The organism is Nocardiopsis sp. CNZ308 (genome assembly GCF_004217075.1).
In genome coordinates this window covers 5,007,795-5,031,161 of record NZ_SHKJ01000001.1, presented here as the reverse complement: position 1 = coordinate 5,031,161, position 23,367 = coordinate 5,007,795, and the positions used below count along the sequence as shown (strand labels likewise).

Sequence of the window (23,367 nt, the reverse complement as noted above, 5' to 3'; positions counted from 1 at the left end):
GACATGTTTCCACCCGTAGAGCAAGAAGGAAATGCGTATTTTCGTGGTGTTTTCTCCCCTGCGGGCGCACCGCCGCCAGAGCGCCGACCGGTCCCGCGACCGCCGGGCGGAGGCCGCGGGACGGGTCGGTGTCAGGCCACCGAGAAGCTGAACAGCCCGCTGGGCGGAGCGTGCCAGCCGTGGTTCGGCGAGACCAGGACCGACGGCCCGAAGCAGGTCGTGCCGGCGTGCATGCGCACGTCCGCGTCGGTGAGGTTGACCAGCACGTGCGCGGTCTCGGGGAGCCGCTGGCAGGTGCCCGACGGGGGTTCGGGGTAGCGGCGCAGCTCCTCGAACTCGGTCGTGAAGACCACGACCTCACCGGTCGCGGCGTGGGCCGGAGCGGCGCCCGCCACGGATCCGCCCACCGCGAACGCGAGTGCCGCCGCGGCGGACACGAGAGCCCTCATTCCGATTGCCTCCATTTTCGTTCCGCACCTTTTCCGAAGGATCGGCCCGCACATATCACCGATACGGCGAAGCCGACCCGGACATCCTGTCCCTTCGGCACCACAAAGACCAAAGCCGGTGTGACTCAGCAGAGGATTTCGGGCAGCCGCTACCCAGAGTCGAATCGGAGGGAAAGCACCGGGGAAAGAAAAATACAGAAAAGAATGCTTTCCATGCATTCGTTAAGGTATACGCCGCCCGCACCTTAGGTGGCGTTATCGCCGGAAAGGCGCGCTCTCCGTGAGGACGGGGCCCGAAACGGGCGGGTTTTCCGGGGCGTGTAGAGGGCGCAAGGGCCTGGGGAGTCTCCTGTGACGGCGACTCGCGCGCAGAGCCGGCGGCCCGGACGCTCCCCCGCCCCGCACCGGGCGCGGCGGGCCGCGCACCCGCCGGGAGGGAGGAAGTCCCGGTTTCCTGCGCGCACAAAAAAGCCCGCCCCGAGGGGCGGGCCGCCGTGTCCGGTGGCGCTCAGACCTTGCGGTACCTGGGCACCCAGGCGCCGTCCTGGACCTCGTAGTCGCCGAAGAGCGCCGGGGCCTCCTCCTGGAGGGTCCGACCGATGAGGTCGAACAGCAGGCGGATCTCCTCCTCAGCGCCGGGGGCGGTGCGCGCCTCCAGGGTGTGGCGCAGGGTGCGCACGTTGGCGGTCCACACCAGGCCGGTGGCCACGCCCTCGGGCGCGAAGCGGCGCATGAAGGAGGTCTTGTGCTTCTTCTCCGCGAACTTGACGCCCTCGTCGTCCAGACCGAAGTGGTCGGCCATCCAGAGCTGGAACTCCTCCATCTGGCGGAGCATCGCGGTGGCGCGCTCCATCAGCTCGGGGTCGTCCTCGGCCCAGTCGGGGAACCAGAACGGCAGGTCGGACAGGCGCACGAAGCGCAGGGACTCCTGGGAGACGGCCACGCCCGGACGGTGCCGGATCAGCTCGTGGGTGAGCACCCGCGAGACGTTGTGCAGGACGAAGCTGAAGCTGATGTGCTCCAGGACGGAGCCGTGCATGCTGGCCAGGATGTTGCCGAGGTAGGCGTCCTGGTCGGTGCGCACCCGGGTCACGTTGGGGTTCAGACCCGGCTCCCAGGAGCGGTAGCACAGCCGCCCGGCGAACTCGGCGAGGTTCTGGGGGTCGTTGAGGTGGGCGTCGAGCTCACCGCGGTCGAACCGCTCCAGCCACGCCTCCCCGCCGACCTCCTTGAGGTAGTCGGCGACGGCGTCGTAGTCCACCTGCGGACGCGCCACCAGACGGACCTGCGGCTCGACCCTCTTCACAGCATGCCTCCCGTTCGTGTTCCCGGCTCCCCGTGCGCACGCCTGAGCACCGCGGCCGACAGGCGGCGCGGGGTGCGGAGGGCGTGACGGGGGCGGGGGCTGACCAGCCCTCCCCGAGGGTACACGGGGTCGGCGGGGGTCGGCCGGGGGCAGGGCGCGGGCCGGGTGCCCGCCGGGTTCTCCCGGTCAGGCACCCGGCCCGCGATCGGTGCTGTGCGTGCTTCCTGGTCGTGCGGTCCTGTCGTGGAGAGGAGGGGCAACTCGCTAGAAGCCGTAGAAGTAGCCGGGGGCCACGAAGAGCCCGACGACGATGGCGATGATGCCCCACAGGAGCTGCCCGCGCAGCACCCCGAGAACACCGGCGACGATGAGAATGATTCCGAGGATTGTCAGTAGAATACCCATACACAACCACTGTCCCGTAACGGGTTGATCAAACTTTTCGGTTGGATGTGATTTGGGAAAGGCGTCTTGGTGCAGGTGAGCGCCCTCGCACCGGATATCGCCGCACTCCTGGAAACGCCCGCGTGACCCTCCGCGCACGCCCTGCGCGCGGGGGTCCGCGGCCCCGGGGACACTCCCCCGGGGCGCCGCCTCGGGCCTCAGGCGCGGGCCAGGCGCAGGGCCCGCGCCACGATGCCCTCGCCGACCGTCGCGGTGAGGATCGACTCGGGGTGGAACTGGACCGCGTACCACCGCGCGGCGGGGTCCTCCACGGCCATGACGACGGGTTCCTCGCCCGCCCCGCCCTCCAGTACGGCGGTGACCTCGAAGTGCTTGACCAGCTCGGGGAGGGTGTAGGTGGAGTGGTAGCGGGCGGCCGGGAAGGCGTCCGCCTCCCCCAGGCCGGTGAGGAGCCGCCCGCCGTGGACCCGCACGCGGCCGGGCTTGCCGTGCACCGGCTCGTCCAGGGTGCGCAGTTCTCCCCCGGCGTGCTCCACCATCCCCTGGAGTCCCAGGCACACCCCGAACACCGGCAGGCTGCGGGCGGCGAGCGCGTCCAGCAGGGCCGACATCCCGAAGTCCTCGGGCAGACCGGGGCCGGGCGAGAGCACGACCAGGTCGGGGGCGAGCCGGTCGAGCAGGGAGTGGTCGAACCCGTAGCGGACCGTGGTCACCTCGGCCCCGTGACGGCGCACGTAGTCGGCGAGGGTGTTGACGAAGGAGTCCTCGTGGTCGACCAGGAGCACCCGCATGCCCTCCCCCGGGAGTTCGGCGGACCCGGCCCCGGTCCCGCCTTCCTCCTGCGCCGGGGAGTCCTCCCGCTCGCCCAGGGCGAGGGTCTCCAGCAGGGCGCGCGCCTTGAGGAAGGTCTCGCGCTCCTCGGCCTCGGGGTCGGAGTCGTAGAGCAGGGTGGCGCCCGCGCGCACGGCGGCCACGCCGTCGCGGATGTGCGCGGTGCGCAGGGTCAGGCCGGTGTTCATGGAGCCGTCGAAGTTGAGCACGCCGACGGCGCCGCCGTACCAGCGCCGGGGGCTGGTCTCGTGCTGCTCGATGAACCGCATCGCCCAGGTCTTGGGCGCGCCGGTGACGGTGACCGCCCACATGTGGGTGAGGAAGGCGTCCAGGGCGTCGAAGTCGCGGCGCAGGGTGCCCTCGATGTGGTCGACGGTGTGGATCAGGCGCGAGTACATCTCGATCTGGCGGCGGCCGATCACGCGGACGCTGCCCGGCTCGCACACGCGCGACTTGTCGTTGCGGTCCACGTCCGTGCACATGGTGAGCTCGGACTTCTCCTTGACCGAGGAGAGGAGTTCCTGGATGTTCTCGGCGTCGCCCAGGGCGTCCTCGCCGCGGCGGATGGTGCCCGAGATGGGGCAGGTCTCCACGCGCTGTCCGGTGCCGGGCTCGCCGGTGACGCGGACGAACATCTCCGGTGAGGCGCCGACCAGGTACTCGCCCTCGCCGAGGTTGAAGAAGAACTCGTAGGGGGCGGGGTTGCGCTCGCGCAGCAGCTCGTAGAAGCGGGCGGGCGAGGAGCAGCGGGCGTAGGTGCGGTGCCCCGGGACGACCTCGAACAGGTCGCCGCGCCGGAACTTCTCCTTGGCCTCGGCCACGACGCGGGCGTAGGAGCCGGGTTCGGGGCCCTCGGGCACCTCGGCGGCGACCACGGGCGGGGTGGGCCCGGTCTCGCGCGGCAGGCCCCGCGTGGTGGCCTCGGCGCGGTCGCCGTCGGCGGGGACGGTGAAGTCGTAGGTGTAGCGCACGCAGGTCTCGCGCTTGCGGTCGCGGACGATGACGGCGTCGGGCAGGTGCAGGACCAGGTCGCGGTCAGCCGGGTCGCGGTCGATGTGCTGCTCGATGGGCTCGAACTGGAAGGCCAGGTCGTAGCCGAAGGCTCCGTACAGGCCCAGGTTGGCGTCCTCGGGGCTGCGCAGGGCGGCCATGACGGCGCGCAGCGCGGTGAAGACGCTGGGGCGGCGGCTGCGCTCCTCCTCGCTGAAGAACTCCCCCGGGTCGGGTTCGGGGACGGTGACGGCGACACTGCCGTGTTGGAGGTCGGCCAGGGTGCTGTCGGGGTCGGGGAGGCCGACGGAGTACAGGGCCACGGCCAGGACGGGCAGCAGGACGCGGCCTCGGGCGTTGAGGGCGGTGGCGGTGACGCGGCGCCCGCGCGTGGTGATCTCCAGGCACGGGTCGACGTAGCCCAGGTGCCAGCGGTCGTACCGGCCCGGGTACTCCATGCCGGAGGAGAGCACTCCGCCGCGGCGCAGTTCGACCGAGCGGACGAGCTCGGTGAGGATCTCGGGATCGCAGGGGGTGGCGCTGCGGTGGACGGTGACGCCGCCCTCGGTGAGGTACGTGCTGGTCTGTGCGTCGCTGGGGTTCACGGCCGGTCCTTTTGGCTGCGCGGTCGGATGGGCCGCACCGTCCGGGGCCGTGGAACACGAAACGACCGCCGGTCCGGGGCGGTCGCTGCATGGGTATGCGAACTCGGAGCACCGCCTAGGGGCGGCGCCACCACTGAGCCTGGGTGTTCGTCTGTCGCATGGGCACGAGTGTAGCGGGTGCGGTGTGCGCTGGGGAGACCGACGCGGAGGTTTTCCGGCCGCGGCGTGCGGGAAACTCGCCCGGGGTACGGAGCGGGGGCGTGCGGCGACGTGTCGAGGGGAGAGCGCGCAAGCGCTCTCGCGCGGACGCGCGGCGCTGTGCTAGGGTGCGTAACCCGCTGTCGCTTTTGTATATCACTCACAAAAGTCCCAACATACGGAGCATAGCAAGCCGATGGAGTTCTGTCAAATCGGCGCCGACGAGGGCGCCTCGTCGGCCCTGACCGTGGAACAGGCCAGGATCAGCGCGATGTACGAGCGCCTGGACGCCCTGCGCGCCCACACCTCCGAACAGCTCGCCTCCGCCCACCTCCAGGAACGCGGGGGGTACGCGGCCCTCGTGGAGCGTGAGACCCGCTCCTACGAGCAGGCGCGCCGCCGCGCCCAGCTGGGGGCGGTCGAGGAGGGCCTGTGCTTCGGCCGCGTCGACCTCTCCTCCGGGGGCGACGGACCCGAGACCCGGTACGTGGGCCGGATCGGGCTGCGCGACGCCGACTACGAGACCATCCTGGTGGACTGGCGGGCGCCGGCCGCACGCCCCTTCTACGCCGCCACCCCCGGGGACCCGCACGGGGTCACCCGCCGCCGCCACCTGCGGGTGCGCCGCCGCAGGGTGCTCGGGCTCGACGACGAGGTGTTCGACCCCGACGGGCTGACCGACGCCGACCGCCGCCAGCTGGTCGGGGAGGCCGCGCTCCTGGCGTCGCTGCGCCGGGGCCGGACCGGGCGGATGGGCGACATCGTGGCCACCATCCAGGCCGAGCAGGACCGCGTCATCCGCGCCCGGCTGGCCGGGGTGCTGGTGGTCCAGGGCGGGCCCGGCACCGGCAAGACCGTGGCGGCGCTGCACCGCGCCGCCTACCTGCTCTACACCCACCGCGCCGTGCTGGAGCGGCGCGGGGTGCTGGTGGTGGGGCCCAACCCGGCGTTCCTGCGCTACGTGGGCGACGTGCTGCCCTCCCTGGGGGAGACCGACGCGGTGATGCGCACGGTCGGGGAGCTGTTCCCGGGGGTGGCGGCCTCCCGCCGCGACGCACACGCCGCCGCGGCGGTGAAGGGCTGCCTGGCCATGGCCGACCTGGTGCACGCGGCCGTGGCCGACCGCCAGCGCACGCCGCTGGAGGCGTTCGGCGGCGCGGACCTGGTCGTGGAGACCGACGCGGGCGCGCTCACCGTGCCGGGGGCGCTGTGCGAGCGGGTGCTGCGGACCGCGCGGGGGCTGCGCCTGCCGCACAACACCGCGCGCAAGTACGTGGTCAGGTCCCTGCTCACGGAGCTGGCCCGGGCCGAGTCGCGCCTGCTCGGGCGGCCCGCGGACGAGGAGGACCTGGAGTTCGCGGGCGCACGGCTGTGGTCGGAGGACCCGGTGCGGGAGGCGCTGGAGGCCCTGTGGCCGCACCTGACCCCGCAGCGGCTGCTGCGGGAGCTGTTCGCCGACCCGGCCGCGCTGGAGCGGGTGGGCGCGCGGGCCGGGTTCGGCGGGGACGCGTGCGCGCTCCTGGCGCGCTCCGCCGGGGAGCCGTGGACCGTGGAGGACGTGCCGCTGCTGGACGAGGCCGCGGAACTGCTCGGGGAGGGCGAGGGCGCCGCGCGGGCGCTGGAGCGCCGCGAGGACGCCGAGCGGGCCGAGGAGGAGCGTTACGCGCAGGGGGTGCTGGAGTTCACCGGCCTGTTCGAGGACAGGATGATGGACGCGGCGGCGCTGGCGGCGCGCCACCGGGACGCCGGGGCCGCGCGCACCACCGCGGACCGGGCGGGCGCGGACCGGGAGTGGACGTACGGACACGTGATCGTGGACGAGGCCCAGGAGCTGTCGCCGATGGCCTGGCGCACGGTGATGCGGCGCGTGCCGACCCGGTCGCTTACCGTGGTGGGGGACGTGGCGCAGACCGGCAGCGCGGCGGGGACGCGTTCGTGGCTGGAGGCCCTGGAACCCTACGCGCCCGGCAAGGTGCACGTGGAGCGGCTGCGGGTGAACTACCGGACGCCGGAGCCGATCATGGCGGTGGCCGCCGACGTGCTGCGGGTGGCCGCTCCGGGCGAGGAGGTGCCGGAGTCGGTGCGCGAGGAGGGCGACCCGCCGCGCGCGGTGCGGCTGGCGTCGCTGGCGGAGCTGCCCGCGCTGGTGGCCGAGGAGGCGGCCGCGATCGGTGAGGGCCGGGTCGCGGTGGTCACCGCGGACCGGCACGCGGACGCGGTGGCGGCGGCGCTGCCGGGGGCCGCGCGGCCGGGGGCGGCGGCCCCGGGGCGGGTGCGCGATCCCCTGGAGGAGGCGGTGGTGGTGCTGACCGCGACCGAGTCCAAGGGGCTGGAGTTCGACGCGGTGGTGGTCGTGGAACCGGGGGCGGTGCTGGCGCAGCCGCGCGGCGGCAACGACCTGTACGTGGCGGTCACCCGGGCCACGCGGCGGCTGGCGGTGGCCCACACCGGGGATCTGCCCCGGGTGCTGGGACGCCTGGCCGGGGCCGCCCGGGGGTGAGGCCGGGCGGCCCGCGCCCGGCGGCGGGTACGCCGGAACGGAATCGCGCGTGGTGGCGGGTACACCACGACGGACCCGCGCACGGTGGCGGGCAGGCGGGGGCCCGGCCGGTGGGCCGGGTTCCGGTTTCGCCGGTCAGAGGGACCACCAGGCGGCGCCGGTGATCGCGGCGCCCAGCAGCCCGAACAGGTCCGCGGTGCCCAGGCCGAACCGGGCGCCCGCCTCCAGGCCGGTGGCCAGGAAGGCCGCCAGGAGGATCAGGACCAGGGCGCGGGAGGGCCAGCGGCGGGGGCGGGGCGCCTCGGGGACGTCCTCCTCCTCGTCCGCCCGGTCCAGCCAGGGCCGGTCCAGGCGGGCGACCTCGCGGCGCAGGTCCTGGACCTCCGCGTGGTAGTGATCGCGCTCCTCGCGGACGCGCTGGAGTTCGGCGCGTTCGGCCCGGACGGCGGCGCGGGCGTCGACGATGTCGATGCGGGCGCCCTCGGGGCCGCGCCGGGAGTGCCAGCGCTCCAGCCGGGCCAGGGGGAGGTCGGCGTACTGGGTGGGCCAGTTGTCCTCGGGGACCTCGTCGTCGGGGAAGTGTTCCAGGTCGGGTTCGGTCTCGGCCGCGTAGTCCAGCGGCGCCGGCTGCGGGGAGTCGGTCTCCTGGTCGGGGACCACGGGCAGGGGCGGCGCGTCGGCGGGGGCGCGGTCCTCGGGGCCGTCCGTGAGGCCGGGCCCCGGGGCCGGGTCGGGGTTCGCGGTCCCGCGGCCCGGCGACGGCCCCCGCGTTCTGGGGGAGGCGGCGATGGTCCACTCGTCCGCGGGGGCGGGGGGCTGGTGGAGGGCTTCGGGGGGCGGTGCGGACTCGCGGGCCAGGCTTACCGTCCCGCCCGTTCCGAAGGTGTCCTGGGCCGGGGCCGGGTCGGGGTCCGTGGTCTCCTCGCCCGGGGCTCCGGTCCGGGGTCCGGACGCGTCCGAGGGCGCTCCGTCCGCGAACAGGGGTGCCGTCGCGGCCTCGTCCCCTGGTGTTCGGCCCTGGACCGCGGACTCCTCCGCGTCCCCGTCGCGCGGTGTCGCGCCCGCGAACTCGGACGCGCGCGCGGCGTGGCCTCCCGGCGTCCCGCTCGGGGATCCGGGCGCGGATCCGGCCCCGCCTTCCGGCGCTCCGTGGGCGGGCGCGGCCTCGTCCCCTGGCGTTCCACCCTGGACGCCGGGCTCGTCCGGTTCCGCAACGGCGCGTCTGCCCCGGCCGAGGAACCGGAGGGTCTCCCGGCCGCTCCGGAGGGTCCGCGGTCCGCCCTCCCGGGCAGGCTGCGCCTCCGGTCCGTCCGGCACCGGCGCGCCGACGGACCGCAACCCGCTCCGCTCCGCCGCCTCGGCCCCGGAGGCGGGCTCACGGGGCTCGAAGGCCCGGTCGGAGGCCGGTTCACCGCCGGTGTCCGGGACCAGACGCGGCCTGCGGTGGGGTTCGGGCGCCCCGAAGACGCCGGACCGCGCGAAGGCGCCCTCCGGGGCCGCGGACGCCTGCCCCCGGGCGGGTGCGATGCGCGGGTGCGGGCGCGGCGGGGCGTCACCGGTGCCGTCGGCCCCCGGTTCCTCGGGCGGGCGTTCGGACGCGGGTTCGGGCCAGAGCGCCTCGTTGTCCCCGGCCGCCTCACCGTCCCCGCGCTTCTCGCTCTGTCCGTGGACCTCCTTGTCCCTGTGCGCCTCACCGCCCTCATGCGTCCCGCGCTCCCGGTGTGCCTCGTCGCCTCCGCGCGTTCCCTCGGCCCCGTGCGCGGCGGGGTCCGCGCGGTCGTCACCGCGCCGTCCGGTGCCCGCCCCGGCGGCCGAGGGCTCCACGCCCTCCTCGGTGATCCCCTTCAGGGAGCGCTGACCGCCGGGTACACCCGGGACCGCGTCCGCCTCCAGGTCAGGGCGGCCCACCGGGACAGGGGATACGGGGAGCGGCCACGGACCGGTCTCCTCCTCCCCCGGGGCCTCGGCCTCGGGCAGGTCGGGCAGGGGCGCCCCGCCGTACACGGCCTCCCCGTCCGGCAGCCGTTCGGGGACGGGGACGTCGTCGAACCGCCGGGGCCGCGGGTCGAGCCAGTCGCGCAGCAGCGCGCGCCGGTCGGCGAAGGTCGGGGCCTCGGCGACGCCGCGTTCGGCCAGGTGGCGGGCGAGCGCGTCGCCGCCCTCCTCCCGCAGGACGGAGACGAGCCCCTCGGCGACCGCGCGGTAGTCGGGGTCCGGGGGACGCAGGAAGGGCCCGGGCGCGTCGGCGACCGGCGGGCCGAAGGCCAGGTGCTGGCCGTCCGGGGTGCCCAGCACCGGGTCGTAGGTGGAGAACGACCAGCTCCACCCGGCCGCGGGGATGGCGCGGGGCGGGGTGAGCACGTCGTGCAGTATCCGGTGCATGCCCCACAGGAAGCGCAGCTGCACCGCCTGCCACAGGTCGGCCCGTTCGGGAGCCAGGACGATGTGGATCGGTGCGTCGGGCCGGTACAGGGCGGCGGCCACCGCGCCCACCAGGAGGGGTTCGTCCCCGACGGTGGTCTCGGCGGCGCGCCGGTCCCGGGTGCGCACGGCCCCGGGTGCGGCGGTGCGCTCCCAGGGCTCGGGTGTGGGCAGGGTGTCCATGGTCGCCCAGCCCGGCTCCGGCGGGCGGCGCGGGGCCGGGCGGGTGTGGGGGTTCTCGTGCAGGGAGAGCAGCCGCGGCAGGGTCAGGCCGTGCGCGGGCCCCACGATCGCCCAGGCGTGCGCGGACCGGACGTCGCCGGGCCAGCGGTAGACCAGCGCGGCCTGCCCGTCGGGGTAGGCGCGCGCCCAGAGGGTCTCGGGGTACTCCCCCGGGTCGGTCTCGGGCAGCGCGGAGCGGTAGTCGGCGGTGAGCGCGGGGACGAGGCGGTCGCGCCAGGAGCGCAGGACGGGCTGCTCGGCCTCGGGGAGGGAGGAGGCGGCCGGTCCGGGTCCGAACCGGCCGAGGAGGGTGGGTTCGGCCCAGGCGAAGTGGATCTGGTGGTACGTGCTGTCGGGCAAGTCGCCCCTCCCACGGGTTCGCGGACCGAGGCGGCGCGGCCGCTCCGCCGCCACTAGGGAAGGTATCCGGTCAAAGGATGGTGAAAACCGCGCATGAATACTTATGAGGTGTTACACGTGGTTTGTCCGGGACTGGTGACCGGCCCCGGCCATGCCCGTCCTCCCGGGCAGGAGGCAGGAGGCAGGCGACAGACGGCGGGCCGCAGGCGGGGCCGGGTCGTCCACAGGGTGAGGGAGTGGCTGGCGCCGCCCGGTGGAGACGGCCCAACCTTGATCCGGGGGCGCTACGCCTCGCCTGCGGGCGCCGCGTGTGCCCCCGATTCCAGTGTGACCGGCCGCCCTCTCTCCCGCCAGGTCGAGTCCTCACCCTGTGGACAACGCCGCGGCGCGGCGGCGGCCCGGCCCTCTCCGACGGCCACCGGCTACCCCGCCTCGGCCATGCGCCTCCACTGCTCGTCGCTGAGCACCAGGTCGGTGGCCTCGATCGCCTCGTCCAGCTGTTCCAGGGAGCTCACCCCCACCAGCGGCACCACCTTCGGGTCACCGCCCATGAGCCAGGCGAGCACGACCTGGTTGCGGGTGGCGCCGGTCTCGCGGGCGACCTCGTCCAGGACGGCCAGGCGGGCGGGGGTCCCCGGGTGGTCGTAGGCCCGGTCCAGCTCGGCGGCCTTCTCCGGGCGGGTGTAGGCGCCCCACAGCAGGGAGGTGTAGGCGACCAGCGTGTACTCGCGGCCCTCGGCGGCCTCGGCGCGGACGAAGTCCAGGAGTTCGGGCGTGGCGTGCATGTGGCCCGCGGACCGCAGCGGCAGGTCGAGGCGGGGCTGGAGGTAGCTGTACCGGTACTGGAGCACGCGGGGGCGCGGCCAACCCCGGGCCTCGGTGACGGCGCGGGCCCTCTCCAGCTTCCAGGTGCGGTGGTTGCTCAGTCCCAGATGGGAGACGGCCCCCTCGCCGACCAGGGCGGCGAAGGCCTCCAGGGTCTCCGGGAGCGGGGTTTCGGGGTCCTCGTTGTGGGCGTAGAGCACGTCCAGGCGGTCCATGCCCAGGCGCTCGCGGCTGCGCTCGGCGGCCGTCGCCACGGCCCGCGCCGACAGTCCCTCCTTGGTCTCCGCGCCGGTGCCGGGCACGGTGGGCTGCGCGCCGAGCTTGGTGGCGACGACCACCTCGTCGGTGACGCCGCGCTCGCGCCGCCAGCGGCCCAGGAAGGTCTCGCTCTCGTGCCCCTCGAAGCCCTCCACCCAGTACTGGTAGCAGTCGGCGGTGTCCACGAAGGTGCCCCCGGCCGCCACGAAGCGGTCGAGCAGCGCGGCGGAGGTGGCGTCGTCGGTCTCGCTGCCGAACTTCATCGCGCCCAGGCACAGGGCGCTGACGCGGCGGTCGCCGATGGTGGTGTAGCGCATCAGGAGGTCTCCTTGAGGGGTTCGGGGGCCCGGGCGGCGAGCAGACCGCGGTAGTAGTCGATCTTGTGCTGGATCACCGTCTGGCACCGGCGCATCTCCTCCATGCGCTCGTCCAGCCGCTCCTGATGGCCTTGAAGCAGGTCCAGGCGGTCGGGAACGGTGTGCTCGCCCTCGCGGATGAGCTCGGCGAACTCGCGCAGCCGGACGATGGGCATGTCGGTCTCGCGCAGGCACCGGATCATGTCGAGCAGCTCGACGTCGTCGGCCCGGTAGCGGCGGTGCCCGCTGGGAGAGCGCTCGACCCGGCGGAGCAGTCCCGCCTTCTCGTAGTAGCGCAGGGTGTCCAGGGTCAGGTCGAAGCGCTGCGCGACCTGGCCCGGCGTGTAGTAGTCCCTCATGAACAGAAAGCATGGGACCTGGAGCGCACTCCAGGTCAAGGGAGGGAACGAAAAAGCCGTCTAGGTCTCGCTGGCGCGGATGGCGCCGACCACCGCGGCGGTGAGGTCGTCGATGATCTCCTCCTCACCGACCTCGGGGTGCTCCAGCCACCACTCCCCCGCCGCCTGCACCATGCCCACGACGGCGTGCGCGACGACCTGGGAGCGCGGGCGGTCGCCGACGCGCCGTTCGGCGACGAGCTGGTCGGCGAGCTCCTCGCCCAGGCGGCGGACCATCATGCCCAGGTCGCCGCGGGTCCGGGAGTCCTCGGAGGTGGCCCGGTCCATCAGGAACCGGTAGAGGTTGAGGTTCTGGGAGATCATCGACAGGTAGGCGCCGACCGTGGCGCGGGCCCGGACCTCCAACTCGGTGTGCTGGTGCAGCTCCTCGCGGATGCGCTCGATGAGCGGGTCCACGTGGCGCCGGGCGAGCGCCCGGTACAGGCCGCCCTTGTCACCGAAGTGCCGGTACAGGATCGGTTTGCTGATCCCGGCCTCGGCCGCGATGACCACCATCGACGCGTCCGGGCCGTCGCGCTGGATCACCCGGTCGGCCGCGTCCAGGATGGCGCGGCGCCGCTCGGGGTCGCGTCCGCGCGCGCCCCGCCCTCCGCGCGGGGCCGAGGCCCCCGGCGCGGGCGCGCCGGAGGCGTCACTGCTGTCGGTCAGCGCGGTCGGCCGCGCGCGTTCGAGTGCCACAAGGGTTCACCGTAGCGGCTCACGGAGCCCCGGATCAGGCCCGGAGCGCGATCCAGGTGGCCCTCGCCAGGGCCAGGAGGCGGCCCGTGCCGTCGTGGAGGGCGCTGGCGGTGGTGATCTTGCGGCCGTCGACCGCCTCCAGGTACCCCATCACCACGTGGGCCTCACCGATCCTGGGCAGCTCGTCCACGCGGACGGTGATGCGGCCCAGGAGGGCGGGGCGGCCGGAGATGGCGCTGGACCAGCCGCCGGGGCAGTCCAGTGCGGCCCACACCTGGGCGGGGCCGACCGCGCCGGAGCCCTCGTCCAGGGACGGGTGCGGGGTCCAGGCGCAGGCGACGGTGTTGCCGACCCCGTCGGGGCCGGTGCCCGGGCGCACGGAACCGGCGAACAGCCGCAGGCCCTCGCCCTCGGCGCGTTCGGGGCCGCAGCTGTAGCAGCGGGGGAAGGGATGGTCGGTCAGGCCCGCGTAGCGCTCCTCGGCCTGGCGGGCCTCGGGCACGGTGACGGGGCCGCCGGGGACGGCGGAGGCGCGGGGGAGGTCGGCGGTCACCGCCTCGGCCACCAGGCGGGCGTCCTCCCCGGCGCCGGGGTCGGTCAGGTGCAGGGCGCCCTCGGGGCCGCTCTCCACCCTCAGCGGGCGGCCCAGGGGCGGCGGGGTGCGCAGGGTGACCCGCACGGCCGGTCCGCCGACGGAGGTGAGCCGCGCGGCGAGCAGTCCGGCGGTGTAGCCGCCGTTGCCCGAACCGTCGGGGCCGTTGTATCCGGTGGGGATGGTGAGGGTGGGGGCGCCGTTGCCCGCGGTGGCGTTCATGCGAGCCAGGTTAGAGGTCGGATGTCCGGACCGGCCAGGGCGGCCCGTTCCGTCCCCGGCGCCCCTCCCGGTCGGCCCCGGTAGGCGCGCCGGGCCGTCCCCGGAGGGCGCTCCCCGGGGGAGGTCAGCGCACCGGCAGGCCCGTGACGGCGCGGCCGATGATGAGCTTCTGGATCTCGCTGGCCCCTTCGAAGATGGTGAAGATGGTGGCGTCGCGGTGCCAGCGCTCGACGGGGTACTCCCTCGTGTACCCGTTGCCGCCGAGGATGCGCACCGCGTTCTGGGTGACGAACGTGGCGGTCTCGCTGGCGTAGAGCTTGCTCATCGAGCCCTGTGCGCTGTCGAAGTCCTTGTCGTTGCGCGCCATCCACGCCGCGCGCCACACCAGCAGGCGGGCCGCGTCGATGCGGGTGGCCATCTCGGCCAGGGTGAAGGCCACGCCCTGGTTCTCGCCGATCGGGCGGCCGAACTGCTCGCGCTGGGTGGAGTAGTCGCGGGCGTACTCGTAGGCGGCGCGGGCGCAGCCCACCGCCATCGCGCCGACCGTCGGGCGGGAGGCCTCGAAGGTCTTCATGGCGGCCTGGCCCTTGGACCCCCTGCCCTCGCGGGCGCGGGCCAGGCGCTCGTCGAGCTTGTCCTTGCCGCCCAGCAGGCACGAGCCGGGCACGCGCACGTCGTCCAGGACCACCTCGGCGGTGTGCGAGGCGCGGATGCCGTGCTTGGCGAACTTCTGCCCCTGGCTGAGCCCGGGCGTGTTGGGCGGCACGATGAACGTGGCCTGCCCGCGCGAGCCGAGCCCGGGCTCCACCGAGGCGACCACGACGTGGATGTCGGCGATACCGCCGTTGGTCGCCCAGGTCTTGGTGCCGTTGAGCACCCACTCGTCCTTGGCCTGGTCGTAGACGGCGCGGGTCCGGATGGCCGAGACGTCGCTGCCCGCGTCGGGCTCGGAGGAGCAGAACGCGGCGAGCCGGATGTCGTCGGGGGTGCCGAACATCTGCGGCGTCCACTCGAAGAGCTGCTCCTGGGTGCCGTTGGCGGCGACGGACACCGCGGCCAGGCCGGTGCCGGTGATGGCCAGGGCGATGCCCGGGTCTCCCCAGTACAGCTCCTCGAAGGCCACGGGGATGCCGACGCCGCTGGGCTCCAGCCACTGGTTGGCGAAGAAGTCGAGGGAGTACAGGCCGATCTTGGCGGCCTCCTGGATGATCGGCCAGGGGGTCTCCTCCCGTTCGTCCCACTCGGCGGCGGCGGGGCGGATGACGTCGGCGGCGAACCCGTGGGTCCAGTCCCGGACCTCGCGGACGTCCTCGCTCAGTTCCAGGCTGAAGCCGGGCGCGGCGGCCTCACTCATGCGCTCACATCCTTTGTCGGGGCCCTCCGGGGGAGGGAGGGGTCGGTATGTGTTACCAACGGTAACAGTTGGCTTCGCCTGCCACAACGCCGTGCCCGTGCGGAAAGGGGGGTCGGCGCGCGCCGACCCCCCTTTCCCGCGTCCCCCGCCGGGCCCGTCGCTCAGTCGACGCTGTGCTTCTCCAGGAAGGTGTAGACGTCGTGCTCGTCCACGCCCGGGAAGGTCCCCGAGGGCAGCGCCGAGAGCACGTGGGAGTGCGCGCGGGCCGACGGCCACACGTTGCCCTCCCAGCGCGCGGCCAGGTCCGCGGGCGGGTGCACGCAGCACTCGCCGTTGGGGCAGTTGGACTTGGTGCGGTTGGTGGTCTCGCGCCCGCGGAACCAGCGCGACTCCTTGTAGGGCACGCCCAGGGTGATGGCGAAGTTGCGCTCGCGGCTGGGGTCCACGTGCGCCACGCACCAGTGGGTGCCGTTGGGCTTGTCCGTGTACTGGTAGTAGATCGAGTAGCGGTCCGGCGAGGCGAAGACCTGGCGCCCCGACCACTGGCGGCACATGCGCTGGCCCTCGATGGCCCCGGTGTCGTCGGTGGGGAAGACGAGGCCGTCGTTCTCGTAGGCCTTGTAGATGATGCCGGTCTCGTCGTTGCGGATGAAGTGGCAGACCAGGTCCAGGTGGCGGTGGGCCAGGTTGGTGAACCGGTGCGCGGCCATCTCGTAGGAGACCGAGTACACGTCGCGCAGGTCCTCCACCGACAGGTCGCGGGCCTGCTTGGCCTCCTGCAGGTAGCGCACCGCGGTGGACTCGGGGATGAGGACCGCGGCGGCGAAGTAGTTGGCCTCCACCCGCTGGCGCAGGAAGTCGCCGAAGTCGCGCGGCCTGCCGTGGCCCAGCACGACGTGGCCCAGGGTCTGGAGCAGGATCGTGCGCGGGCTGTGCATGCCCAGCGTGGTCTCGCGCTTGAGGTAGATGCGCCGGTTGACGTGGTCGGTGAGGGAGCGCACCGAGCGGGGCAGGTCCTGCACGTACTTGAGGGAGAACCCGTGGTGGGTGGCGATGGCGAGGATCTGCCCCTGTGACAGGGCCCCCGCGGTGTAGTTGACGGCGTCGAGGGTCTGGGCCGCCGCCTTCTCGATGTGCTCGAAGTAGTTGCCGCGCTCGCGCATCTGGCGGCGCAGGTCGGCGTTGGCCCGGCGGGCCTCCTCGGGGGTGGCCGTCGGCTTGGCGCTGCGCCGCCGGAGCTCCCCGTACAGGCCCACGATGTGTTCGAGCACGTCGTTGGGGACCCGCTTGCCGATCCTCAGGTGCGGCAGGTTCAGGTCCTGGTAGAGCGTGTCGCGCTGGGCCTCCTCGACCGCGATCTCCAGTTGCGCGCGGCGGCTCGGGGGCTGCTTGGACAGCAGCTCCTCCACCGAGACGCCCAGCGCCGAGGCCAGGGAGGTGAGGAGGGAGAGCTTGGGCTCGCGCTTGCCGTTCTCCAGCAGGGAGAGCTGGGAGGGGGCCCGGCCGACGCGTTCGCCCAGGTCGGAGAGGGTGAGGCCGCGTGCACGCCGTAGGTGGCGGAGCCGCTGACCAAAGGTGACGAGATCCAGGTCACCTGTCAAAGACGGTATTTCTTCAGCACCAAAGTACGCCATGGCTTCATAGTACGGAAAGAAACGTCGATCTTCGCAAGATTTCCAATGGAAAAGCCTCGGAAGTTGCCCAAGAATCTAGTTACCGGCGGGGAACTTACCGCTCAGGGCTCACCCCCTGGCTCTGACCCGGCCTTCTCGACCGGTGTGAACACTTGGGGACTACACGTAAGGCGGGATCGAACATGGGCACCAGCGCTCGACGACAGGAAGCCAGCGCCGCACTCCAGCGCGACTGGGAGACCAACCCCCGGTGGGCCGGTATCGAGCGCACCTACTCCGCCGACGACGTGGTCAAGCTCCGCGGTTCGGTCACCGAGGAGCACACCCTGGCCCGCCGCGGCGCGGAGCGCCTGTGGGACCTGCTCCACACCGAGGACTACGTCAACACCCTCGGCGCCCTCACCGGCAACCAGGCGGTCCAGCAGGTCCGCGCCGGACTGAAGGCCATCTACCTCTCCGGCTGGCAGGTCGCGGCCGACGCCAACCTCTCGGGCAACACCTACCCCGACCAGAGCCTGTACCCGGCCAACTCGGTCCCGGCCGTGGTCCGCCGCATCAACAACGCGCTGATGCGCGCCGACCAGATCACCTGGGCCGAGGGCGACGACAGCGCGCCCGAGTGGCTCGCCCCGATCGTGGCCGACGCCGAGGCCGGGTTCGGCGGCGTCCTCAACGCCTACGAGCTGATGCGGGGCATGATCGCCTCCGGCGCGGCGGGCGTGCACTGGGAGGACCAGCTGGCCTCCGAGAAGAAGTGCGGCCACCTGGGCGGCAAGGTCCTCATCCCCACCGGGCAGCACGTCAAGACTCTCAACGCCGCCCGCCTGGCCGCGGACGTCGCCGGTGTCCCGTCCCTGGTCATCGCGCGGACCGACGCCCAGGCCGCGACCCTGATCACCAGCGACGTCGACGAGCGCGACCAGCCCTTCATCACGGGCGAGCGCACCGCCGAGGGCTTCTACCGCTTCCGCAACGGCGTCGAGGCCTGCGTGGCGCGCGGCCTGGCCTACGCCCCGCACTCGGACCTGCTGTGGATGGAGACCGCCACCCCCGACCTGGAGGTGGCCCGCGACTTCGCCGAGCGGATCAAGGCCGAGTACCCGGACCAGATGCTGGCCTACAACTGCTCGCCGTCCTTCAACTGGAAGCGCCACCTGGACGACGCGACCATCGCCAAGTTCCAGCGCGAGCTGGGCCACATGGGCTACAAGTTCCAGTTCATCACCCTGGCGGGCTTCCACTCGCTCAACTACTCGATGTTCAACCTGGCCAAGGGCTACGCCCAGAACGGGATGACCTCGTACGTCGAGCTCCAGGAGGCCGAGTTCGCGGCCGAGTCGCAGGGCTACACCGCCACCCGCCACCAGCGCGAGGTCGGCACCGGCTACTTCGACTCCATCAGCACGACCATCTCCCCCGAGGCCAGCACCACGGCTCTCACCGGCTCCACCGAGGAAGACCAGTTCTCAGCGGCTCACTGACACTGGTCTTCGTTCCCAGGAGGCCGTCCCTCCCCGCTTTCGTGGCTGGGGCGGGGCGGGCGGCCTCCGCCCCCTAGCCGTCGGCCATGCGCACTCCGTGTCATACGCGCATGGCCGGCGGCTCGTCCCGTGCGCGGCGTCCGCCGTGCCCGCTGCCGGTCTCCCCCGGGCGCGGGTCCGGCCCCCGCCGGGACGGGGGCGCCCCGGCCGCCCGCGCGGCCGGGTCCTAGGCTGGCCGCTGCACGGGGCCGCGCCCCCGCGGCCCGCCCGCAGATCCGGAGGTCTGGCTTGAAGATGTTCGAACCGCTCCTCACCGCCCTGGCCGCACTGCGCCGGGTGCTCGCCGTGGGCGCCCTGGCCACCGTCGTGGTCCTGGGCACCGCGGCCTGCGACGACCTCATGCCCACCGTGGACGTCGAACAGGGCGACGACGGAGACGACGGCGGTGATGACGGGGACGACGGCGGCGACAACGATGACGGCGACAACGATGACGACGGCGACGGCGACGACTGAGCCCGCGCCCCGCTGACCCGCGCCGCCGCCCGAGCACGTCCGGGCGGCGGCGAGGGCCGGTCTCCCCCTCCTCCACGCGTTCGGGCCCCTCGGTCGGGGTCCGCGCCCGGAGCCGGACGGAACCCCCTCTCCCCCGCGCGTTCGCGCCCCTCCCCCCGTTCGCCGGACGGCGTGACCCCGCCGCATCGCGGCCCGTCACTCTCCGCGCTTTCCTGGCCACGGACACGGAACACGCCCTAGTGTGGGTCACGGACGGATAACACCCGGCTCGCGCCCGCCGCCCCGGCCCGGGCGGACCCCCGGCACGAGCCGCGACCCGAGGGAGTCAGCGATGAGCTTCGAGGACATCAGCAGCCGGACCCTGACCGCCCTGCGCCGGGCGCTGGCGGGCTCGGCGATCGCCGCCGTGGCCGTGTTCGGCGTCGCGGCCTGCGAGGACCCCGAGGGGGCCGACGCCCCGACCGTGGACACCCCGGGCGACGACCAGGGCGACGAGGACGACGGCGGCCAGGAGAACAACCGGGACGGCGGAGAGGACGACGACGGCGGGAACGAGGACAACGGCGGCGAGGGCGACATGGAGAACAACGACAACGGCTGACCGCCCCCGCGGAACGGCCGCACGCGCCGGGGCGGGCCTCCTGACCGCGCCCCGGCGCGTCCTCGGCCCGCCCCGCTCCCCCAGGCCACCGGCCCCCGCGGACAGCGCGTACATTGCAACGCGTGACCGACAAGACCCACACCCCGGGTGCCGGGCTGCCCGCGGGGGCGCCGCCCGCCCCCTCCGCCCCCGTCGAGCGCGGCCTGCTGCGCTGGGAGATCCTGTGCGTGCTCGCCCTGTCCCTGGGCGCCGCGGCGGTCTCGGCGACCATCTCCTTCCTCGGCGTGCTCACCGAGCCCCAGTCCCTGGCCGAGCAGACCGCCAGCCTGGTGCGCCCCCGAGCGGACCAGGAGCGCCCCTGGCTGGACCTGTCGTGGCAGCTGTTCGCGCTGGCCAACGCCCTGGTCCCGGTGCTGCTGGTGGCCTACCTCCTGCGCCGCTCGGGCGACTCCTCGGCCACGATCGGCTTCGACGTGCGCCGTCCCGGCTTCGACCTGGGCACCGGCGCCCTGCTGGCCGCGCTGATCGGCCTGAGCGGCCTCGTGCTGTACGTGGTCTCCTGGCAGCTGGGGCTGACGGTCACGATCAGGCCCAGCACCCTGGCCGGGAACTGGTGGGACGTGCCCGTCCTGGTGCTCCAGGCGGCCAAGAACGGGATCCTGGAGGAGGTGATCGTGGTCGGCTACCTGCTGCACCGGCTGGGGCAGCTGGGGTGGACGCCGTGGAAGGCGGTGCTGGCCAGCTCGGTGCTGCGCTCCTTCTACCACCTCTACCAGGGCGTCGGGATGTTCTTCGGCAACCTGGTGATGGGGCTGGTCTTCGGCTGGTTCTACCTGCGCTACGGGCGTGTGATGCCCCTGGTGGTGGCGCACACGGTCATCGACGTCGTGGCCTTCGTCGGCTCGGTCTACCTCATCGGCCGTCTGGACTGGCTGCCCTCGTGAGACCGCGGGCGGCGATGGCGTCCTCCAGGTAGCGGGGACGGCCCAGGAACAGGCCCATGGCCAGGTTGACCGCGACCAGCACCGCCAGCAGGAGCAGGGGCGCGTGCCAGCCGCCGCTGACCTCGCGCAGGAGCCCGAACAGGAAGGGCCCCGCCCCGCCCATGAGGTAGCCCAGGCTCTGGCTGACGGCCGAGAGCGCCGCCGTCCCCGCCCCGGTGCGGGTGCGCAGCGCGAAGGCGGTCAGGGCGAAGACGAAGCTGCCCATGCCGATCCCCACGAGCGTGGTCCAGGCCCACACCCCCGACAGCGGGGCGAACCACAGCCCGACCAGGCCCGCGAGGTAGGCGGCGGAGAAGACCACCACGAAGGGGCGCTGGTCGCTGGTGCGGGTCAGCAGCGTGGGCAGCACCAGGGACATGGGGATGCCCAGGACGGTGAGGTAGGACAGCGCCAGGCCCGCGGTCTGGGCGTCCATGCCCTGGTCGCGCAGCATCTGCGCGTACCAGCCGAACATGATGTAGGCGACCGAGGACTGGGTGCCGAAGTAGAGGACGGACTGCCAGCCCAGGCCGGTGCGCAGCACCTGGCCGAAGCCCAGGGCCTGGGAGGCGTCGCCGCGCGCGGGCTCGTGGCGCAGCACCAGCAGCCAGGGGACGGCGGCCGCGACGCCGAAGAGGGCGTAGGCGCCCAGGGCCGCGCGCCACTCGCCGGTGGACTGTTCCAGGGGCACGGTGGCCGCGGCGGCGATGGTGGTGCCCAGCGCCAGGCCGGTGGTGTACACGGTGGTCATGAGGCCCACGCGGTCGGGGAAGTGCTCCTTGACCAGGGCGGGCAGGATGACGTTGCCGACCGCGCCGCCGGACAGGGCCACCACGCTCAGGGCCAGGAACATCCACGGCTCGGGGGCCGCGGCCCGGGCGGCGAGGCCGACGGTGAGGGCGATGAGCGCGTAGACCAGCAGGTGGTGCTCGCCCAGGCGACGGCCCAGGACGGGGGTCAGGCCGCCGAAGAGCGCGAAGCACAGCACGGGCAGGGTGGTGAGGATCCCCGCGCCGACGGCGGTCATGCCCAGCCCGGCGGTGACCTCGTCGAGCACGGGGCCGACGCTGGTGATGGCGGTGCGCAGGTTCAGGGCCGCCAGGGCGATCCCGGCGGCGAGCAGCAGCAGTGCCGCGCGCGGGGGACGGCTCGGGGCGGTCCGGCCTGCGGCGGGGCCGCTCGTCACGGGGGTGCGGGGGGCTGGTCCGGCGCTCATGGAGGCGACTCGCAGAAATTCATAGGATGACCCGATGTACTTCATGAGGATAACGCATTACCGTTCAAAGCCAATTCCCGACCGCAACTGGTCTAAGCTCCGGCCTTAACCGTTCCGTACCTGTGCGCTGGCCCAGTCATCCGGCGACCCGCCCCTAGGAGGTATACGCGTGCCCCTCGCCTCGACACGCCGGACCGGTCTCGTCGACCAGGTCATCAGTCAGTTACGAGCACAGATCGACTCGGGCGAGTGGGGTGTGGGCGACCGCATCCCCACCGAGTCGGAGCTCTCCGACCAGCTGGAGGTGGGCCGCAACACCGTCCGCGAGGCGGTGCGCGCCCTGGCCCACGCCGGGCTGCTGGAGATCCGCCAGGGGGCGGGCACCTTCGTGCGGGCCTCCAGCGAACTCGGCGGCGCCCTGCGGCGCCGTCTGGAGCGCTCCCGCCTGCGGGAGAACCTGGAGGTGCGCCGCGCGCTGGAGGTGGAGGCGGCCCGGCTGGCCGCGCTGCGCCACAGCGACGAGGACATGGCCGACATCGACCGCGCCATGGCCCTGCGGGAGTCCGCCTGGCGCGAGCGCGACATGGGCGCGTTCGTGGAGGCGGACTTCACGTTCCACCGCGCGGTGGTCAACGCCACCCACAACACGCTGCTCATCGACCTGTACGACGACATCGCGCAGGTGGTGTACGCGAGCATCGCGCACACGGCCTACGAGCAGGGCGCCGAGGCGACCGACCGGCCCTCCTCGGCCACCGACGGCGTGGACCACTCCAAGCTGACCGAGGCGATCCGCGACGCCGACGCGGCCGGAGCCGCGCGGGAGGCCACCTGCTACATCGACGAGCTGCTCTCGTTCACCGAGGACTGAGCGGCCCGCGTCGGACCCTGTCCGACCGGGCGGCGCCCCCAAGGCCTGGGAGCGTTCCCACGCGCTTCCGGGCCGGTGCGCCCGCACCGGGCTCCGTCCGCCGCGCGGGGCCCGTGCGGCCCCGGCGGGCGCGCCGCGCGGCCGTGGCGCCCCGGGACCGGGGAACGCCTCCCGGCCCGGCCCCCGGCCGCCGCTGAGGGGTCTCGCGGCTCACTCCCGGGGGTCGCCCACGGCGGAACGCGGCGAGAGCCGCGAACGGGCCGCAGGGTGCCCCTCGGCGCCGCGCGCGGCGGTGTCGCGCAGGGCGCCCAGGGCCCGCGGGCGCCCAGGGCGCCGCGAGCGCTGCTCGGAGCGGTCCTCCCAGCCCGCGACCCGCGAGGGGTCCAGTCCGAGCAGGTCCAGGGTGCTCTCCCCCGCGTAGACGGCGTCGATGATCTCGCGTTCGCGCGAGACGCTGTCCACGGTCGCGGCGATGATGGAGCCGACCTGCCCCCGGGGCAGGCACACCACGCCGTCGTCGTCGGCGACGATCCAGTCGCCCCGGCGCACCGGCAGGGGCGCGGGGCCGCCCGGCGTCATGCTGATCTGGCGGCCCACCGAGCCGCCCGCCTCGTGCGCGGCCTCGCGGACCGCGACCCCGGCCCCGAAGACCGGCAGCGCGCACCGGGCGATGGCCGCGATGTCGCGGACGCAGCCGTCCAGGACGATGCCCGCGACCCCGCGGGTGCTGGCGGCCACGGCCAGGATCTCGTCCACGTAGCCGTACTCGGCCTCCCCCGCGACGTCCACCACGAGGGCGGAGCCGGGCGGGGCCTGGGCCACCGCGACGTGGATGGCGAGGTTGTCCCCCGGGGTGCAGCGGACCGGGAAGGCGGTCGCCGCGAAGGCGGCCCCCGGCCAGACGGAGAACAGGTGCGTCCCGAACGGTCGGCCGCCGCACCGCGCGAGCGCCACCGTGCCCACAGCCGTCAACGTTTCCGCCAGTGCCACGTCAGCCTCCCACTACACCCGCGCCCGGTGCGGCCGGTACGGACCGACCCCTTCCCATACTCACCGGTAACTTAAGCGTGACGC

Annotated in this window: 19 protein-coding genes; 6 read left to right on the top strand and 13 right to left on the bottom strand. The window is 73.7% G+C overall.

Features of this window, described 5'->3' with window-relative positions; translation table 11 throughout:
- Positions 1 to 131: 131 nt before the first annotated feature.
- From EV372_RS21555 to EV372_RS21545, 4 genes are all read right to left on the bottom strand, one after another.
- Complete coding sequence (locus EV372_RS21555) at positions 132 to 449, bottom strand: hypothetical protein (protein WP_165436018.1); 318 nt, start codon at positions 447 to 449, stop codon at positions 132 to 134.
- A gap of 508 nt (positions 450 to 957) precedes the next feature.
- The gene (gene thyX / locus EV372_RS21550; RefSeq protein ID WP_130397490.1) at positions 958 to 1,755 is read right to left on the bottom strand and encodes an FAD-dependent thymidylate synthase; all 798 of its coding nucleotides are present in this window, start codon (positions 1,753 to 1,755) and stop codon (positions 958 to 960) included.
- A gap of 264 nt (positions 1,756 to 2,019) precedes the next feature.
- On the bottom strand, positions 2,020 to 2,160 hold the full coding sequence (locus EV372_RS29155) for a GPGG-motif small membrane protein (protein WP_013152479.1): 141 nt from the start codon (positions 2,158 to 2,160) through the stop codon (positions 2,020 to 2,022).
- Positions 2,161 to 2,357: 197 nt separating this feature from the next.
- Complete coding sequence (locus EV372_RS21545; protein ID WP_130397489.1) at positions 2,358 to 4,586, bottom strand: anthranilate synthase component I; 2,229 nt, start codon at positions 4,584 to 4,586, stop codon at positions 2,358 to 2,360.
- 394 nt (positions 4,587 to 4,980) lie between these two features.
- Here EV372_RS21545 and EV372_RS21540 point away from each other — a divergent pair, with 394 nt between their 5' ends.
- Positions 4,981 to 7,284, top strand: a complete 2,304-nt coding sequence (locus EV372_RS21540) for an ATP-binding domain-containing protein (RefSeq protein WP_130397488.1) — start codon at positions 4,981 to 4,983, stop codon at positions 7,282 to 7,284.
- A 135-nt stretch (positions 7,285 to 7,419) separates the two neighbouring features.
- Here EV372_RS21540 and EV372_RS21535 read toward each other — a convergent pair whose 3' ends face one another.
- From EV372_RS21535 to EV372_RS21505, 7 genes are all read right to left on the bottom strand, one after another.
- The gene (locus tag EV372_RS21535; protein ID WP_130397487.1) at positions 7,420 to 10,287 is read right to left on the bottom strand and encodes a hypothetical protein; all 2,868 of its coding nucleotides are present in this window, start codon (positions 10,285 to 10,287) and stop codon (positions 7,420 to 7,422) included.
- A gap of 422 nt (positions 10,288 to 10,709) precedes the next feature.
- Positions 10,710 to 11,687 (bottom strand): aldo/keto reductase, encoded by a 978-nt coding sequence (locus EV372_RS21530; protein ID WP_130397486.1) that lies wholly within the window; start codon positions 11,685 to 11,687, stop codon positions 10,710 to 10,712.
- Positions 11,687 to 12,085 (bottom strand): MerR family transcriptional regulator, encoded by a 399-nt coding sequence (locus tag EV372_RS21525; protein WP_130397485.1) that lies wholly within the window; start codon positions 12,083 to 12,085, stop codon positions 11,687 to 11,689. The genes EV372_RS21530 and EV372_RS21525 overlap by 1 nt, the downstream gene beginning before the upstream one ends.
- 60 nt (positions 12,086 to 12,145) lie before the next feature.
- Complete coding sequence (locus tag EV372_RS21520; RefSeq protein ID WP_130397484.1) at positions 12,146 to 12,823, bottom strand: TetR/AcrR family transcriptional regulator; 678 nt, start codon at positions 12,821 to 12,823, stop codon at positions 12,146 to 12,148.
- Between the two features lie 34 nt (positions 12,824 to 12,857).
- A complete protein-coding gene (locus EV372_RS21515) occupies positions 12,858 to 13,637 on the bottom strand; it encodes a hypothetical protein (protein ID WP_130397483.1) in 780 nt (259 codons plus the stop codon).
- Positions 13,638 to 13,761: 124 nt separating this feature from the next.
- Positions 13,762 to 14,991: an acyl-CoA dehydrogenase family protein gene (locus EV372_RS21510; protein WP_130397482.1), complete on the bottom strand. Its 1,230-nt coding sequence runs from the start codon at positions 14,989 to 14,991 to the stop codon at positions 13,762 to 13,764.
- Between the two features lie 161 nt (positions 14,992 to 15,152).
- On the bottom strand, positions 15,153 to 16,592 hold the full coding sequence (locus tag EV372_RS21505; RefSeq protein WP_041552512.1) for a helix-turn-helix domain-containing protein: 1,440 nt from the start codon (positions 16,590 to 16,592) through the stop codon (positions 15,153 to 15,155).
- Positions 16,593 to 16,807: 215 nt separating this feature from the next.
- On the opposite strand from EV372_RS21505, the gene aceA reads away from it, so the two are divergent.
- The 4 genes from aceA to EV372_RS21485 all read left to right on the top strand — a co-directional run bounded on the left by aceA (position 16,808) and on the right by EV372_RS21485 (position 20,167).
- Entirely contained in the window at positions 16,808 to 18,106 is a 1,299-nt protein-coding gene (gene aceA / locus EV372_RS21500; RefSeq protein ID WP_019609094.1) for an isocitrate lyase, read from the top strand.
- 294 nt (positions 18,107 to 18,400) lie between these two features.
- Positions 18,401 to 18,622 carry a DNA primase gene (locus EV372_RS21495; RefSeq protein WP_372497311.1) on the top strand — a complete coding sequence of 74 codons (222 nt, stop codon included), beginning with the start codon at positions 18,401 to 18,403 and terminating at the stop codon, positions 18,620 to 18,622.
- 331 nt (positions 18,623 to 18,953) lie between these two features.
- Positions 18,954 to 19,223, top strand: a complete 270-nt coding sequence (locus EV372_RS21490; protein WP_130397480.1) for a hypothetical protein — start codon at positions 18,954 to 18,956, stop codon at positions 19,221 to 19,223.
- Between the two features lie 122 nt (positions 19,224 to 19,345).
- Positions 19,346 to 20,167, top strand: a complete 822-nt coding sequence (locus EV372_RS21485) for a type II CAAX endopeptidase family protein (RefSeq protein ID WP_130397479.1) — start codon at positions 19,346 to 19,348, stop codon at positions 20,165 to 20,167.
- Here EV372_RS21485 and EV372_RS21480 read toward each other — a convergent pair.
- Positions 20,136 to 21,422 (bottom strand): CynX/NimT family MFS transporter, encoded by a 1,287-nt coding sequence (locus EV372_RS21480; protein ID WP_197044290.1) that lies wholly within the window; start codon positions 21,420 to 21,422, stop codon positions 20,136 to 20,138. The two genes, EV372_RS21485 and EV372_RS21480, sit on opposite strands and share 32 nt — an antisense overlap.
- Before the next feature lie 169 nt (positions 21,423 to 21,591).
- On the opposite strand from EV372_RS21480, the gene EV372_RS21475 reads away from it, so the two are divergent.
- The gene (locus EV372_RS21475) at positions 21,592 to 22,293 is read left to right on the top strand and encodes a FadR/GntR family transcriptional regulator (RefSeq protein ID WP_130397478.1); all 702 of its coding nucleotides are present in this window, start codon (positions 21,592 to 21,594) and stop codon (positions 22,291 to 22,293) included.
- Positions 22,294 to 22,503: 210 nt separating this feature from the next.
- On the opposite strand, the gene EV372_RS21470 is transcribed toward EV372_RS21475, so the two are convergent.
- The gene (locus tag EV372_RS21470) at positions 22,504 to 23,256 is read right to left on the bottom strand and encodes an RraA family protein (RefSeq protein ID WP_130399036.1); all 753 of its coding nucleotides are present in this window, start codon (positions 23,254 to 23,256) and stop codon (positions 22,504 to 22,506) included.
- Between the last annotated feature and the right edge of the window lie 111 nt (positions 23,257 to 23,367).

What these genes read in the sequence shown, in the direction of transcription:
- EV372_RS21555 (WP_165436018.1), bottom strand. Translation starts at nt 449, where the DNA reads ATGAGGGCTCTCGTGTCCGCCGCGGCGGCACTCGCGTTCGCGGTGGGC.
- EV372_RS29155 (WP_013152479.1), bottom strand. Translation starts at nt 2,160, where the DNA reads ATGGGTATTCTACTGACAATCCTCGGAATCATTCTCATCGTCGCCGGT.
- EV372_RS21540 (WP_130397488.1), top strand. Translation starts at nt 4,981, where the DNA reads ATGGAGTTCTGTCAAATCGGCGCCGACGAGGGCGCCTCGTCGGCCCTG.
- EV372_RS21530 (WP_130397486.1), bottom strand. Translation starts at nt 11,687, where the DNA reads ATGCGCTACACCACCATCGGCGACCGCCGCGTCAGCGCCCTGTGCCTG.
- EV372_RS21525 (WP_130397485.1), bottom strand. Translation starts at nt 12,085, where the DNA reads ATGAGGGACTACTACACGCCGGGCCAGGTCGCGCAGCGCTTCGACCTG.
- EV372_RS21515 (WP_130397483.1), bottom strand. Translation starts at nt 13,637, where the DNA reads ATGAACGCCACCGCGGGCAACGGCGCCCCCACCCTCACCATCCCCACC.
- EV372_RS21510 (WP_130397482.1), bottom strand. Translation starts at nt 14,991, where the DNA reads ATGAGTGAGGCCGCCGCGCCCGGCTTCAGCCTGGAACTGAGCGAGGAC.
- aceA (WP_019609094.1), top strand. Translation starts at nt 16,808, where the DNA reads ATGGGCACCAGCGCTCGACGACAGGAAGCCAGCGCCGCACTCCAGCGC.
- EV372_RS21495 (WP_372497311.1), top strand. Translation starts at nt 18,401, where the DNA reads ATGTTCGAACCGCTCCTCACCGCCCTGGCCGCACTGCGCCGGGTGCTC.
- EV372_RS21490 (WP_130397480.1), top strand. Translation starts at nt 18,954, where the DNA reads ATGAGCTTCGAGGACATCAGCAGCCGGACCCTGACCGCCCTGCGCCGG.
- EV372_RS21480 (WP_197044290.1), bottom strand. Translation starts at nt 21,422, where the DNA reads ATGAGCGCCGGACCAGCCCCCCGCACCCCCGTGACGAGCGGCCCCGCC.